The following is a 13,725-nucleotide window of genomic DNA, read 5'->3' on the forward strand; positions in this document are numbered from 1 at the left end:
CCTTATTGGCAGTCCAGGGAGAGGGTGGCTATCCCCGGTGCGGTATGGGCGGCGGAAAGGGTAAAGGGTGCCTGGCAGACGATCTTCATCCCATTCTTATTCCAGCGCACGCGCAGCGTACCGCGCTCCGGCACGCCGCTCAGGTAGGCCTCGCCGCCGTCGGCGACCATTCCTTCGCTACCGGGGTTTTCGATTACTCCGGCCGTTGCGCCAAAGGGTAGCGGCGCCCCCTTATAGCGTAATGAGAACAGCACGCGATAGCCGATATGCGTTTTGTAATCGGCCAGCACCACCGCGCCGCTGGTGGGGATCACGATCCTCCCGCTCTGCTCGACGTCGGCGTTTTCAGAGAGCGTTTCCGTATTCAGCGTCAGCGTATTTTTGCGATACGCGGAGACAGAGGGGATCACCGCGTAGCCCCGGCTGTCGGTATGGATGCTGCTGAAGCCCTCCGGCGATACGTTCTTCGCCCCCGGCACGCGCAGCAGCGCCACCGTATCGCTGAGCGGCTGGCTAAAGGTCACGCCATACCGCGTCGCCAGTACCCCTCCGGACAGGCCGAGGCTGATATTACGGGTGCCGCCGCTCTGGTCGTAACCGACGCTGGCGTTGCCGTAGCCGCCGCTGTACTGCACGCCCAGGCTGGTGCTCTGCTGCTGGCCCCCGCCGGAGAGGCCCTGCTGGAGGTTATAGCTCAGGCTACGATCCGCCAGCGCCGTGCCGTTAAGCGACACCTGCTGGGTGGCGATCCCACGGTTGCTCTGGTTGAAAAAATAGCTGACGGAGCTGTCAGGCAGCCATTTACCCAGCGGAATATTGACATTGAACGAGACGGTTCGCTCAGGGTCCCGTGTTACCGCCGAATCGGTATAGTAATAGCCCAGCCCCACCGTAACGCCACGCCAGCTGGTATACCAGCCGAGGTGGATAGTTTTGTCCTCACCGGCGGTATGCCAGTAGTCCTGCATCCACGCCGACACGCTGAGGCTCCCCATATCACCTAATGACTGGGTCATCGTCAGTTGCGATCGGCTGCGCCGGTTATTTCTGCGCAGCTGGCTGTCATCCGCCTGATTAAGCTCACCGAACTCATAGAAATTGCGCGTGGCGTAGCGGTAGCTGGCCAGGCTGAAGGCGGTGCCGGTAGAGGTAAAATCTTTCTGGTACTGCAGACGCCACGCCTGGCCGAGGGCCTTATCGCCGTCCGGCAGGCGGCTTTTGGCCAGCGTGTCATCGATGCCGATGGAGCCGAATTCGCCAAAGCTGCGGCCCAGTCCCAGCGCTATCGCCTGATAGTTATCTGCCCCGCGCCCGCCGCCGTAGAGCGTCATCTGGCCCGGCAGGCCGTAAAAAAAGGTAGTCTCGACGAAGTTGGGGTTATGCACATCGCTCTCACCGGAATGGTAGCGCCCGACGCTAACGCTGTACTTGAACCGCCCCTCGCGCAGCATAAACGGGATCGCCGAATAGGGCTGGGTGAACGTGCGCTTTGTGCCGTCGCTTTCGGTGATGGTCACCTCCAGGTCGCCGCTCTGGGCCCCGGGAAACAGATCGTTAATGACAAAAGGGCCGGCGGCCACCCAGGTTTCATAAATGACGTAGCCATGCTGCGAAACGGATACCCGGGCAAAGCTGTGCGCCACGCCGCGCACGGTCGGCGCGTAGCCGCGCTGGCTGTCAGGCAGCATACTTTCACTTGTGGCTACCTGCAGGCCGCGAAACCCTACGCTGTCGAAGATCTCACCGGGCGTCCACGCATCCCCCACCCGCAGCTGGCTTTTCAGCCCACGCAGATCGCGAGAAAGCCAGCTGCTTTGCGACTGCCAGCGGCTGCCGCCCGTTTCGCTATAGTTCAATGATGAGGTATTGCGCAGCCGCCACGGGCCGATGTTGATGCCGTTACGCAGGCTCAGATAGGCGGAGGTGCCGTCGCCGCTCTGCCGGTGGGCAGTGGCTCCCGTCAGGTTATAGTCGATAAACCCGGCCGTGATGCCATCGTCCCACTGGGAGGAGGGAACGTAGCCGCGGGAGCGATTTTTCATCGCCGCCTGGGGAATGCTCAGCGCCAGGCGCTGCTGCGAAAAATCGTATTTCACTTTGGCGGCAGGAATAAAGTCGCCAATCCGGGTAAAGGTTTCGCCCTTATGCAGCCGCGAAAAGGCCGGCACCACGCCGACGTTAACGCCCAGCTTCGCCAGCAGATCGACGCTCAGCTCCGGCTGCAGGTCGCCGTTTACGGCAACGAAGGTCAGCGTTTCCGTCCCCTCTTCGTGCCCGTTCAGCTCTATCGTGACCGCCCAGGTTCCGGGCATCTGGCCACCCTGCTCTGAAAAATAGCGCAGGTCGGCCCTCTCCTGGGCAGACGAAGAGAGCTCAAGCGCGGCGGGGTCAAAATAATCTTCGGTCAGCCCCGGCCGGGCATAGCATAAGATGAGCAGCATGCCGACGGAGACCTCACGATGTAATCGAAAAGTCATCATCTAAACCCGGGCAAAAATAACCGTCAGTAGTGCTGTGAGAAGGAGGGCGTGATGCCGCCAAAGTCGTTGATCGCAGTCCAGGTGACGTTACCCGTCGCCGGGCCTGGCAGCTCGCGACGCTCTCCCGGTCCAATCATGCCCGGCTCAGGAATGGATTTCCCCGCCACCTTCAGGCTATGGAAAGAGACGTACCAGGGGGTAGGGTTATTGATTGTAACCCCGGAACCCGTCCGCGAGACGGTCAGCTTTTTCCAGGCCGTCTCCGCGCCGTTACCCAGCCCCGTCGGACGGAAAAATATTTTAAACTTTGACTTAATATTGATTTGCAGTTCGTTATTTCCGTCCTTCGGCTTTGGCGATATGGATTTAACGTTGAGCCAAAAAACTGATTCCCGATCGGTGGGTAAAGGTGCCCCGGTATAACGAATACGCAGCGTATTGGTTTGCTCCGGATCGAGTCTGAACAGCGGCGGAGTAACGATAAAAGGCGGCTGCGATTTATTCCGCCGATCGTAATTTTCTACCCACGACTGAATAAGATAAGGCGTGGAATTTTCCATATTCGTGACGGAAAACGCCACCTCCCTGGTATTTTGCGGATAGATGACGCGCGTTCCGCCCATAACAACCCCGGCTAATACCGGGGAGGAAGCAATCATTAAAAATGAGAGCACTAAACCCGTTAAGCATTTCATTATCATGATTCCTGGAGGTGGCAAATGAGAAAAGTATTAGTTATAAACCATTAAAAAGTTGGACACCGCGCTGGCGTCACCCGCTTTAATAGCATCGCCATTTTTGGTGTAATCGGCATAAAAGGCCAGCTCGGCCGTACCGCCCGCTTCCGGCGCTACAGATTTAGAGACCGAACCAATTTTAATCTGCGTGCTGCCGTCGTCTTCCAGCAGCTTAACGCCGACGCCGCTTGCGGAATCCGCGCCGGGCGTGACCTTCAGAAGCGTGCTGTCCTGAGCGTCTTTGGTGCCGTCAAACAGCACGGCGACGGAGGTAACGGACTCCGGGCAATCCTCAACGTTAATCTTGAACTGGCGGCGGGTCGTTTCGTCATGGTCGTCGAAATAACTTTTCGCCCAGGCACCGAGGTCAACCAGCTTACTTTTGGAGTCGGTGGTCACGTTGCAAGAAACTTCCGTTATTTTCCCCTGAAAGGTTACCACGCCGCCGGAGCCTTGCGTACCCTCACTGCTGTCCAGAGACGTATTTACGCCTGAGCCGTCGGCGAAAACCATTGGCGCAGAAAAAACCAGGCTTGCCGCCAATATTGCTTTTGCCACATTGTTTATTTTCATTCGAAAATGACTCCACTTTTAAATTTATAACTGACAGATAAATCTTCAGAAAATTTATGAGGACACGAGATACCGTCAAAAGAATAACCTGAGGCGGGACAGGTGACCTCATTAATTAAGGGGGTCCATCCCGATGATGACAATCCAGATCCCTTACGCGGTGTAAGGAATATAAAAAGTTAGATGCGTTTGAATAAACAGATAACCGCTACGCTTGCCCCTGAACCAGGAACTTTCACCGCATCAATTCGCCTGATGCGAAATAAATAGTAAAGCATTTGCAATTTAACGTCCATAACCTGCAGGAGAAGCGCACTTTCTGAAGCTGTATTTTTATTTACATAAAATCAACAAATTTAACCTGTTTTAGGTGATAGCGATATAATTAGTCACCTATTAGTTTACTTACTCAATCACACCATCATCAATCGATCAAACATTGATCAATTGTTATCGCGCTGGCCACAGCATAAAGTTTAAATTAAACCAGGCTATTAAGAATAATTTCTCATCTAAAAGCAAAAATACAGTAGAAATATTTATTGATCAGCGAATGATCGTTTGTAATCTTCTGTTAAACGATATGCGCATAAATTAACATAATAGAAAATTTTTGCTACGAAATAAGATGCGCGGTTTTAACTAAAAAATTTTTAATCAATGGAATTAATTTGATATTTGAAACACTACATAAACATAAAACCAAATAAAAATAAACATAACCGCAATGTTTTGCATACAAAAAGGCCGTCTTTACCGGTCGATATATCGATAACCTGCCCGTTTTTTCCCCTGAAAACGCCGGAGCGGTAGCCATTTTTCTGCAGTCGGGGTGGCGCAATGGGTTAACCGCTGCTTATGAATTGGCCCTACCAAACATGATAAAAATTGAATTTCCGTTCACAGTTCGTGCGTTTTCCAGCGCAAGGCGCTTGCCACAATGCAACAATTAATTAACCATTCATTGTCATTATCACTACAACAACTCATTGGCAGGACCACCTTTACATAACCAGGCTGTGTCGGGCGCAGGCCTAACGCGCGCTGAAGCGGGTGATCCTCAGGAGACCTGCAATGCATCTCTGGCAACAGCACTACGATCCGGCCGGTAATATCTGGCTTTCCAGCCTGATCGCCTCGCTTCCGATTCTCTTCTTCTTCTTCGCGCTGATTAAGCTCCGGCTGAAGGGCTATGTTGCCGCCTCATGGACGGTAGCGATCGCCCTGGCCGTTGCCCTGATGTTCTATAAAATGCCGCTGGATCGCGCCCTCGCCTCGGCGGTGTATGGCTTCTTTTACGGGCTGTGGCCGATCGCCTGGATTATTATCACCGCGGTATTCGTCTATAAAATCTCGGTGAAAACCGGCCAGTTTGACATCATCCGCTCGTCGATACTTTCCATTACCCCCGACCAGCGCCTGCAGATGCTGATCGTCGGCTTCTCCTTTGGAGCCTTTCTCGAAGGGGCCGCGGGCTTTGGCGCGCCGGTGGCGATTACCGCCGCGCTGCTGGTGGGGCTGGGCTTCAACCCGCTGTACGCCGCGGGCCTGTGCCTGATCGTCAACACCGCCCCGGTGGCGTTCGGCGCAATGGGCATTCCGATTCTGGTCGCCGGGCAGGTCACCGGGCTGGACAGCTTTACTATCGGCCAGATGGTGGGCCGCCAGCTGCCGTTTCTGACCCCTGTCGTGCTGTTCTGGATCATGGCGATTATGGACGGCTGGCGAGGCATTAAAGAGACCTGGCCCGCCGTGCTGGTGGCCGGCGGTTCATTTGCCGTTACGCAGTACCTCAGCGCTAACTTTATCGGGCCGGAGCTGCCGGATATTATCTCCTCGCTGGTATCACTGGTCTGCCTGACCCTGTTTCTGAAGCGCTGGCAGCCGACGCGAATCTTCCGCTTTGCCGATAAGGATACCAACCAGCCGCTGACGCAGGCGCGCTATACGCCGGGGCAGATAATTCGCGCCTGGTCACCGTTCCTGTTTCTCACCGCCACCGTCACCCTGTGGAGCGTTCCGCCCTTTAAGGCGCTGTTCGCTCCCGGCGGCGCGCTGTACGACGCGGTGGTTAACATACCGGTGCCGTTTCTCGATGGGCTGGTCGCCCGGATGCCGCCGGTGGTGAATCAAGCAACGGCCTGGGCGGCGGTGTATAAATTCGACTGGCTCTCCGCCACCGGCACCGCCATCCTGTTTGCCGCGCTGCTCTCCGTCATCTGGCTGAAAATGCGGCCCGCGGCGGCGCTCAGGACCTTCGGCGACACGCTAAAGGAGCTGGCGCTGCCCATTTACTCTATCGGCATGGTGCTGGCGTTCGCCTTTATCTCTAACTATTCCGGGCTTTCCTCAACGCTGGCCCTGGCGCTGGCGCACACCGGCAGCGCCTTCACCTTTTTCTCACCGTTCCTCGGCTGGCTGGGCGTATTCCTGACCGGCTCGGACACCTCGTCAAACGCGCTGTTTGCCGCGCTGCAGGCGACGGCCGCCCAGCAAATCGGCGTCTCCGACGTGCTGATGGTGGCGACAAACACCACCGGCGGCGTAACCGGCAAGATGATCTCTCCCCAGTCCATCGCCATCGCCAGCGCGGCGGTGGGGCTGGTCGGCAGGGAGTCGGACCTGTTCCGCTTTACCGTTAAGCACAGCCTGATTTTTACCTGCATGGTGGGAGCACTTGCCACCCTGCAGGCCAGGGTTTTCACCTGGATGATCCCTTAATGGCCATGCCCGGACGCCTCTGCGACGAGATTGCCTGCCGCATACGGACGTTGATTAAAGAGCAGCGGCTGGAGGCGGGCATGAGGCTGCCCGCCGAGCGGCAGCTGGCGATACAGCTTGGCGTTTCGCGCAACTCGCTGCGCGAGGCGCTGGCGAAGCTGGTGAGCGAAGGCCTGCTGTTAAGCCGCCGCGGCGGCGGTACCTTTGTTCGCTGGCAGCATGAAGCGTGGTCCGAACTGAATATCATCCAGCCCCTGAAGGCGCTGATGGCCGATGACCCGGACTATGGCTTCGATATTCTGGAAGCCCGCCACGCCATTGAGGCCAGCACCGCCTGGCACGCCGCGATGCGCGCCTCCCGGGCCGATAAAGAAAAAATTAAGCTCTGCTTCGACGCCACGCTGAGCGACGACCCCGATCTCGCCTCGCAGGCCGATGTCCGCCTTCACCTGGCCATCGCCGAAGCCTCGCACAACGTGGTGTTGCTGCAGACCATGCGCGGTTTTTTCGATCTGCTACAGTCTTCAGTAAAGCAGAGCCGCCAGCGGATGTACCTCGTTCCGCCGGTATTTTCTAAGCTGACGGAACAGCACCAGACGGTGATAGAGGCCATTCTGAGCGGTAATGCCGACGGCGCGCGCAGGGCGATGATGGCGCACCTCAGCTTCGTTCACGCCACCATTAAACAATTTGATGAAGATCGGGCCCGCCAGGCGCGTATCACCCGTCTGCCCGGCGACCATGACGATTTTCCCCGGGAGAACAACTCATGATTATTTCAGCAGCCAGCGATTATCGCGCCGCCGCCCGGCGCATCCTGCCCCCCTTCCTGTTTCACTACATCGACGGCGGGGCATACGCGGAATATACTCTGCGCCGCAACGTGGAGGATCTGTCAGAAGTGGCGCTGCGCCAGCGCGTTCTGAAAAATATGTCCGATCTGAGCCTGGAAACCACCCTGTTTAAAGAGAAGCTGTCGATGCCGGTGGCCCTCGCTCCGGTCGGTCTGTGCGGCATGTACGCCCGCCGCGGTGAGGTGCAGGCGGCGGCCGCCGCCGATGCGAAAGGCATCCCGTTTACGCTTTCCACCGTCTCCGTCTGCCCCATTGAAGAGGTGGCCCCCGCCCTCCGCCGCCCGATGTGGTTCCAGCTGTACGTGCTGCGCGACCGGGGTTTTATGCGCAACGCGCTGGAGCGGGCGAAGGCGGCGGGCTGTTCGACGCTGGTCTTTACCGTCGATATGCCAACCCCGGGCGCGCGTTATCGCGACGCCCACTCCGGCATGAGCGGCCCAAACGCGGCGCTGCGCCGCTACTGGCAGGCGGTAACCCATCCCCAGTGGGCGTGGGACGTTGGCCTGAACGGCCGCCCGCACGATCTGGGCAATATCTCTGCTTACCTTGGCAAGCCGACCGGGCTGGAGGATTATATCGGCTGGCTGGCGAACAACTTCGATCCCTCCATCGCCTGGAAGGACCTGGAGTGGATCCGCGAATTCTGGGACGGCCCAATGGTTATCAAAGGGATACTCGATCCGCAGGACGCCCGGGACGCGGTGCGCTTCGGCGCGGATGGCATCGTGGTTTCCAACCACGGCGGCCGCCAGCTTGACGGCGTGCTCTCCTCGGCCCGCGCCCTGCCCGCCATTGCCGACGCGGTAAAAGGCGATATCGCTATTCTGGCGGACAGCGGCATTCGCAACGGCCTGGACGTGGTACGCATGATCGCCCTGGGCGCGGACACCGTTCTGCTGGGCCGCGCTTATCTCTATGCGCTGGCGACGGCGGGACAGGCCGGGGTGGCAAACCTGCTGAACCTGATTGAAAAAGAGATGAAGGTGGCGATGACCCTGACCGGCGCGAAGTCCATTAGCGAAATCAGCCGCGACTCGCTGGTACAGGAGCTGGGCAAAAGCCTGCCCGCCGCGCTGGCACCGCTGTCCCACGGCGACGCGGCGTAATTTACGCCCGCCTCTTCCCCGCCTGATGGCCGATCTGTCTGACAAATCGGCCATTTTTGTTTTAGCCGCGCACAGCTTAAAATTTCCATTAAAATACAAAGAGTTAGTCAATAAAAAATCAAATCCCCCAAAAAAGCCGGTAAAATCCGTGGGCTTTCTACACACAGCATTATCGCTTGACGATAAAAAATTATCGTAATACGATAATTTTCATCAACCAAAAGGGAATGAAAAGACGATGAAAAACGCCCCACTTCAATGGCCGTTCGAAAGCAGCGGCAAACCCCTACCGGCTCGTATTCGTTACCTGTGCATGCTGGTCTGTATATTGTTGGCCGCCAGCGCTCTGGTTGAGCTATGGATAGAGCTGGAAGGATGGTTTTCCGGCGAGGCTTTACCGAATATTTACGCTGGCTATCGCCAGTTTTATCCGGAGCTGGACGGCTACTCCGTCAGCGGCTGGAAGGTTTACGCCGCCACCCTGTTCCTTGATCTGCTGGGCTTCATTCCCTACTATGGGGCGTTAATACTGGCAGCAGTAATATTTTATCGTTTCAAATGCGGAATCTTCTGGGACACAGTCAATATAACGCTCCTGAAGATAAACAGTTTTCTTATTTTATTCGATGCCTGCTTCCCATCGATTAAGGATACGCTACAGATGCTAAGCTTCACGGCGGCGGGGAAAATAATATTGACGCTGTCGTACGGTATCAGCGCAGAAGGGGTAAGATCGTTTATTATTGGCCTGGCGATTTATACCTTTTCAGCCATCCTCAACAGTGCAAAAGAGCTGGCAGACGATCATAAATTAATTATATAGAGCAGCGAATGACAATAACCGTTAACCTGTCCGTTCTGATTGCCCGTAAAGGGATAACCTCAAAAGAGTTATCCAGGCTTGTTGGTATTAATGAACAAAATCTGTCTCTTCTGAAGAATGGTAAAATCAAGGGGATTCGTCTGGAGACGCTCAACCAGCTTTGCAAACATTTAGGGTGTCAGCCTGGCGATATTTTAAGCTATGAAGATGACGATCAATAAAAAGGAGATATGAATGAGAGCGCCCTTATCGCTTATTTTTACCGTGTTGCTGGCGGGGTGCGGCAGCGGAAATCTTACCTCGTCAACCAGTCCGCCGTTTCCGGGCGACGGGGGTCATACCGGGGCCATATCCTCAGGCCCGCAAATTCATGGCGATGAGCGCAGCAGGCTGGAGCGATACCAGGACTGCCTCGCAGGCAGCAGGAAGCCAGAGCATCCGTCAGAGCGCGCCAGATGTTCCGACAGAGCGATGCGGCCCGATCCGGATTACAGACGAGTTTCCTTCCCGTTAACCTTTTAAAGGTTACGGCAAAAAAACGAATTAGAGACCACCATGAAAGTTTATTTATTACTTCTTGCGGTCATGCTTTCCGGCTGTACATCAAAGTGGATCCCGGCCGCTGGCAAGAGTGACTATACCCTTCAGGAAGCCGAAGAAATATGCTACACCGAGGCCCTGAGAAAGCTACCGATAAAAAATGAAATCGCCACCGAGACCACCTATGAGCGGCCGAATTTAATCTGTGACGATGAGGATAATAAAAAAAATAAAAAGAAGGCACATAAAAAATGCTATATCGATTCCTACGGCTGGCAGTTGCAGGGGCAAAAAACTCGTAGCTATGTTCTGGACGTTAATGAAGAGAGCCGCGAAAACTATTATCGCTGGTGTATGCAGCAGAAAGGCTGGGAAAAGAAAAATATCTTTCTTTGGCAAAAATAAGCAACTCTCTGTCTCATAATAAAACGCCTATTGAAAAGCCGTTCGCGCCAGCTCCGCGGATCGCTGTCGCGCGCCTCGCAATAGATCTCTGCCACAGCGAAGCCCCTTAACGGCTTAATTCTTCAGGCTGTGGGTAAAGGCAGGCGGCGGCGTGAGCCGCCCCCCGCCGGCAACGCTGAACGTCGCATTATCCCGCCGCTTTCTGTTATTCTGCCCCGCACTAAGGGGGCAGTATGCTTAACATTGTTTTATTCGAACCTGAAATTCCGCCGAATACCGGCAATATTATTCGCCTTTGCGCCAATACCGGCTTTCGCCTGCACATCATTGAGCCGATGGGCTTTGCCTGGGACGATAAACGCCTGCGGCGCGCGGGGCTGGACTATCACGAATTTGCCGCCGTGCAGCGCCATGAGGACTACGCCGCCTTCCTCGCCGCGGAAAATCCGCCGCGCCTGTTCGCCCTGACCACCAAGGGAACCCCCGCCCACAGCGCGGTAAGCTATCAGCAGGGGGATTATCTGATATTTGGCCCGGAAACGCGCGGTCTGCCGCCCGCCATCCTTGACGCCCTGCCCGCCGGGCAGAAAATTCGCATCCCGATGATGCCGGACAGCCGCAGCATGAATTTATCTAACGCGGTGTCGGTGGTGGTGTACGAGGCCTGGCGTCAGCTGGGCTACGCTGGTGCCTTATTACGTGGCTGAGGTTTGTCGGAGGGCAGCGCCCTGGTGCAGATTAGATCCCGTCGCCGCACTCAAACGTATGGCGAATACCGTTGAAATGCTGATCCATATCCATTGACGGCTTCTCGCTGTCGGGCTTGCCGACGATTCGCGCCGGCACGCCCGCGGCGGTCGTATGGGGCGGAACGGGCTGCAGTACCACCGAACCTGCGCCAATCTTCGCGCCGCGCCCGACCTCAATATTGCCGAGGATCTTTGCGCCTGCGCCAATCATCACCCCTTCACGAATTTTCGGATGGCGATCGCCGCCGGTTTTGCCGGTGCCGCCAAGGGTGACCGACTGCAGAATCGAGACATCGTTTTCGATCACCGCCGTTTCACCGACCACGATGCCGGTAGCGTGATCGAGCATGATCCCGCGGCCAATCTTCGCCGCCGGGTGGATATCCACCTGGAAGCTGACGGAAACCTGGTTCTGCAGGAAAATAGCCAGCGCGCGGCGGCCCTGGTTCCACAGCCAGTGGCCGATGCGATAGGCCTGCAGGGCGTGGAACCCCTTCAGATAGAGAAGCGGAGTGGAGTATTTATCCACCGCCGGATCGCGGGTACGCACCGCCTGAATATCGCAGGCGGCCGAGGCGATCATCTCCGGGTCGGCGGCGTAGGCCTCCTCCACCACTTCCCGAATAGCGATAGCGGGCATGATCGGCGAGGCCAGCTTATTGGCCAGCATGTAGCTCAGCGCACTGCCGAGATTTTCATGCTTAAGCAGCGTTGCGTGATAAAAACTGGCCAGCATAGGCTCACACTCTGCCAGCGCGCGAGCTTCGGCTTTAATATTGTTCCAGACGAGATCCAGTTCCTGACACGGCATTGCTGACTCCAGACTTATAGCCGGCCCGTTCTTTGCGGACCGGCGCTTTATTCAGATCGCTCCCTGCGATTAACCACGGCTCAGCTCATCCCTGCGAGCGCGTCCCAACAGGGTTAATGCTGCCTCGCGCGCATTTTTTCCGCAATACAATACCTGATAAATTTCCTCGGTAATGGGCATTTCAACGCCGTAACGGTGCGCCAGCTCACGAACCTCTTTGGTATTGCGGTAACCTTCCACCACCTGGCCTATCTTGTCCTGCGCGCCCTGCACGTCCATCCCCTGGCCGAGCATCATGCCGAAACGGCGGTTGCGCGACTGGTTATCGGTACAGGTCAGCACCAGATCGCCAAGCCCTGCCATGCCCATAAAGGTGGTCGGATCGGCACCCAGCGCCGCCCCCAGGCGTGACATTTCGGTCAGTCCGCGGGTAATCAGCGCGGTACGCGCGTTGGCCCCAAAGCCGATGCCGTCGGACATACCCGCGCCAATCGCAATAACGTTCTTTACCGCACCGCCCAGCTGGACGCCGATAAAGTCGGGGTTGCTGTAGACGCGAAAACTCTTCCCGCAGTGCAGCAGCTGCTGCAGATCGTCGGCAAAGGTTTCATCGGGAGAGGCCAGCGAGATCGCCGTCGGCAGACCCGCCGCCAGCTCTTTGGCAAAGGTAGGGCCGGAAATAACCGCCAGCGGAATCGCGTCGCCCAGCGCTTCGCGGGCCACGTCCTGCAGCAGGCGGCCGGTTTCGGCCTCCAGCCCTTTGGTCGCCCACACCAGACGCGCATCGGCGCGCATCAGCGGCCTGATTTGACGCAGCACGTCGCCAAACACATGGCTTGGCACCACCACCAGAATATTGCGGCTGGCCGCCAGCGCGCTGGCAAGGTCGCTCTCCAGAGAGAGCGAATCGGGAAAAGGGGCATCCGGAAGAAACGCAACGTTGCAGCGGTCGCGCTCAAGGGTTGCAATATGGTGCGGATCGTGGCCCCAGAGGACAACCTGGTGGCCGTTTCTCGCCAAGGTGATGGCAAGAGCGGTGCCGTACGAGCCGGCACCGATCACAGTCATTGACGCATTACGTGGGGTCATCAGGCATCCTGATGTTCTTCAGTACCTTCGCCAGCCTGCTGCTGTAAGTAGTTCATAAACAGCGCATCAAAATTAACCGGTGCCAGGTTCAGCTGTGGGAACGTGCCGCGTGAAACCAGGCTGGTGATGCACTCGCGGGCATACGGGAACAGAATGTTCGGGCAGTATGCGCCGAGGCAGTGCGCCATCTGGGTTCCTTCAATACCGCTGATAGAGAAAATACCGCCCTGCTGAACTTCGCACAGGAACGCCGTCTCTTCATCCAGCGAAGCCGTTACGGTTACGCGCAGCACCACTTCGAATACGCCGTCCGCCAGCTGGGTGGACGCCGTATCCAGATCAAGTTTAACCTCTGGCTGCCAGTCTTTCTGAAAAACGTGCGGCGCGTTCGGCGCTTCGAAAGAGACATCCTTGGTATAAATACGCTGGATCTGGAAAGCCATTTCGGTGTTGTTTTGTTCTGACATGTATAAAACCCTTTAGTGTTGTCCTTAAGTAAAACGTAATGCCGGCGCGACGTCAGTTCAGCAGAGGATCCAACTCACCACGCGCGTCCAATGCATGCAGATCGTCACAGCCGCCAATATGCTGCGCATCAATAAAAATTTGCGGAACCGTGGTACGGCCGCTGCGCCTGATCATCTCTTCGCGTTTTGCGGCGTCGCCGTCGATGGGCAGCTCCTGAAAGCTGACGCCCTTGCTGTTTAACAGCGCCTTCGCGCGATGGCAAAACGGACAGGTCGCTTTGGTGTAGATCTCGATGTTGGCCATGACTTTGCTCCCCTATTCTTTACCCGATGAATTTCATGCTGCGAACGAGCAGCATATTGGCCCCTT

General features: G+C 56.6%; 14 protein-coding genes. 7 read left to right on the forward strand and 7 right to left on the reverse strand.

Annotated features, from left to right (window positions below; translation table 11 throughout):
* Positions 1 to 2 precede the first annotated feature (2 nt).
* From GJV78_RS04340 to GJV78_RS04350, 3 genes are all read right to left on the reverse strand, one after another.
* A complete protein-coding gene (locus tag GJV78_RS04340) occupies positions 3 to 2,441 on the reverse strand; it encodes a fimbria/pilus outer membrane usher protein (RefSeq protein WP_230979062.1) in 2,439 nt (812 codons plus the stop codon).
* Positions 2,442 to 2,503: 62 nt separating this feature from the next.
* Positions 2,504 to 3,178, reverse strand: a complete 675-nt coding sequence (locus tag GJV78_RS04345) for a fimbrial biogenesis chaperone (protein ID WP_456237470.1) — start codon at positions 3,176 to 3,178, stop codon at positions 2,504 to 2,506.
* Between the two features lie 33 nt (positions 3,179 to 3,211).
* Positions 3,212 to 3,790, reverse strand: a complete 579-nt coding sequence (locus GJV78_RS04350) for a fimbrial protein (RefSeq protein WP_155107177.1) — start codon at positions 3,788 to 3,790, stop codon at positions 3,212 to 3,214.
* 1,074 nt (positions 3,791 to 4,864) lie between these two features.
* Between GJV78_RS04350 and lldP the strand changes: the two genes are divergently transcribed.
* The 7 genes from lldP (at position 4,865) to trmL (ending at position 10,946) form a co-directional block, all read left to right on the forward strand.
* Entirely contained in the window at positions 4,865 to 6,511 is a 1,647-nt protein-coding gene (gene lldP / locus GJV78_RS04355) for an L-lactate permease (RefSeq protein WP_155107178.1), read from the forward strand.
* On the forward strand, positions 6,511 to 7,284 hold the full coding sequence (gene lldR, locus GJV78_RS04360) for a transcriptional regulator LldR (RefSeq protein ID WP_155107179.1): 774 nt from the start codon (positions 6,511 to 6,513) through the stop codon (positions 7,282 to 7,284). The genes lldP and lldR overlap by 1 nt, the downstream gene beginning before the upstream one ends.
* A complete protein-coding gene (gene lldD / locus GJV78_RS04365) occupies positions 7,281 to 8,471 on the forward strand; it encodes an FMN-dependent L-lactate dehydrogenase LldD (RefSeq protein WP_155107180.1) in 1,191 nt (396 codons plus the stop codon). Before lldR ends, lldD begins: the two co-directional genes overlap by 4 nt.
* A 238-nt stretch (positions 8,472 to 8,709) precedes the next feature.
* Positions 8,710 to 9,294 carry a hypothetical protein gene (locus tag GJV78_RS04370; RefSeq protein WP_155107181.1) on the forward strand — a complete coding sequence of 195 codons (585 nt, stop codon included), beginning with the start codon at positions 8,710 to 8,712 and terminating at the stop codon, positions 9,292 to 9,294.
* 8 nt (positions 9,295 to 9,302) lie between these two features.
* Positions 9,303 to 9,515 (forward strand): helix-turn-helix domain-containing protein, encoded by a 213-nt coding sequence (locus tag GJV78_RS04375; RefSeq protein WP_155107182.1) that lies wholly within the window; start codon positions 9,303 to 9,305, stop codon positions 9,513 to 9,515.
* Positions 9,516 to 9,849: 334 nt separating this feature from the next.
* Positions 9,850 to 10,239, forward strand: coding sequence for a hypothetical protein (locus GJV78_RS04380; protein ID WP_155107183.1), 390 nt, complete (start codon positions 9,850 to 9,852; stop codon positions 10,237 to 10,239).
* 233 nt (positions 10,240 to 10,472) lie between these two features.
* Positions 10,473 to 10,946 (forward strand): tRNA (uridine(34)/cytosine(34)/5-carboxymethylaminomethyluridine(34)-2'-O)-methyltransferase TrmL, encoded by a 474-nt coding sequence (trmL, locus tag GJV78_RS04385; RefSeq protein WP_155107184.1) that lies wholly within the window; start codon positions 10,473 to 10,475, stop codon positions 10,944 to 10,946.
* 31 nt (positions 10,947 to 10,977) lie between these two features.
* Here the strand turns inward: trmL and cysE are convergent, their stop codons facing one another.
* From cysE to grxC, 4 genes are all read right to left on the reverse strand, one after another.
* Positions 10,978 to 11,799, reverse strand: a complete 822-nt coding sequence (cysE, locus tag GJV78_RS04390) for a serine O-acetyltransferase (RefSeq protein WP_155107185.1) — start codon at positions 11,797 to 11,799, stop codon at positions 10,978 to 10,980.
* A 69-nt stretch (positions 11,800 to 11,868) separates the two neighbouring features.
* Positions 11,869 to 12,888 carry an NAD(P)H-dependent glycerol-3-phosphate dehydrogenase gene (gene gpsA, locus GJV78_RS04395; RefSeq protein WP_155107186.1) on the reverse strand — a complete coding sequence of 340 codons (1,020 nt, stop codon included), beginning with the start codon at positions 12,886 to 12,888 and terminating at the stop codon, positions 11,869 to 11,871.
* On the reverse strand, positions 12,888 to 13,355 hold the full coding sequence (gene secB / locus GJV78_RS04400) for a protein-export chaperone SecB (RefSeq protein ID WP_155107187.1): 468 nt from the start codon (positions 13,353 to 13,355) through the stop codon (positions 12,888 to 12,890). Before secB ends, gpsA begins: the two co-directional genes overlap by 1 nt.
* A 52-nt stretch (positions 13,356 to 13,407) precedes the next feature.
* Positions 13,408 to 13,659: a glutaredoxin 3 gene (gene grxC / locus GJV78_RS04405; protein ID WP_155107188.1), complete on the reverse strand. Its 252-nt coding sequence runs from the start codon at positions 13,657 to 13,659 to the stop codon at positions 13,408 to 13,410.
* Positions 13,660 to 13,725: the final 66 nt, after the last annotated feature.

The organism is Intestinirhabdus alba, from assembly GCF_009711095.1.
Classification (GTDB): domain Bacteria; phylum Pseudomonadota; class Gammaproteobacteria; order Enterobacterales; family Enterobacteriaceae; genus Intestinirhabdus; species Intestinirhabdus alba.

Bases quoted from the DNA above. Each gene is read 5' to 3' on its own strand.
- GJV78_RS04340 (WP_230979062.1), bottom strand. From the start codon at position 2,441: ATGCTGCTCATCTTATGCTATGCCCGGCCGGGGCTGACCGAAGATTAT.
- GJV78_RS04350 (WP_155107177.1), bottom strand. From the start codon at position 3,790: ATGAAAATAAACAATGTGGCAAAAGCAATATTGGCGGCAAGCCTGGTT.
- lldP (WP_155107178.1), top strand. From the start codon at position 4,865: ATGCATCTCTGGCAACAGCACTACGATCCGGCCGGTAATATCTGGCTT.
- lldR (WP_155107179.1), top strand. From the start codon at position 6,511: ATGGCCATGCCCGGACGCCTCTGCGACGAGATTGCCTGCCGCATACGG.
- lldD (WP_155107180.1), top strand. From the start codon at position 7,281: ATGATTATTTCAGCAGCCAGCGATTATCGCGCCGCCGCCCGGCGCATC.
- GJV78_RS04370 (WP_155107181.1), top strand. From the start codon at position 8,710: ATGAAAAACGCCCCACTTCAATGGCCGTTCGAAAGCAGCGGCAAACCC.
- GJV78_RS04375 (WP_155107182.1), top strand. From the start codon at position 9,303: ATGACAATAACCGTTAACCTGTCCGTTCTGATTGCCCGTAAAGGGATA.
- GJV78_RS04380 (WP_155107183.1), top strand. From the start codon at position 9,850: ATGAAAGTTTATTTATTACTTCTTGCGGTCATGCTTTCCGGCTGTACA.
- trmL (WP_155107184.1), top strand. From the start codon at position 10,473: ATGCTTAACATTGTTTTATTCGAACCTGAAATTCCGCCGAATACCGGC.
- cysE (WP_155107185.1), bottom strand. From the start codon at position 11,799: ATGCCGTGTCAGGAACTGGATCTCGTCTGGAACAATATTAAAGCCGAA.
- gpsA (WP_155107186.1), bottom strand. From the start codon at position 12,888: ATGACCCCACGTAATGCGTCAATGACTGTGATCGGTGCCGGCTCGTAC.
- secB (WP_155107187.1), bottom strand. From the start codon at position 13,355: ATGTCAGAACAAAACAACACCGAAATGGCTTTCCAGATCCAGCGTATT.
- grxC (WP_155107188.1), bottom strand. From the start codon at position 13,659: ATGGCCAACATCGAGATCTACACCAAAGCGACCTGTCCGTTTTGCCAT.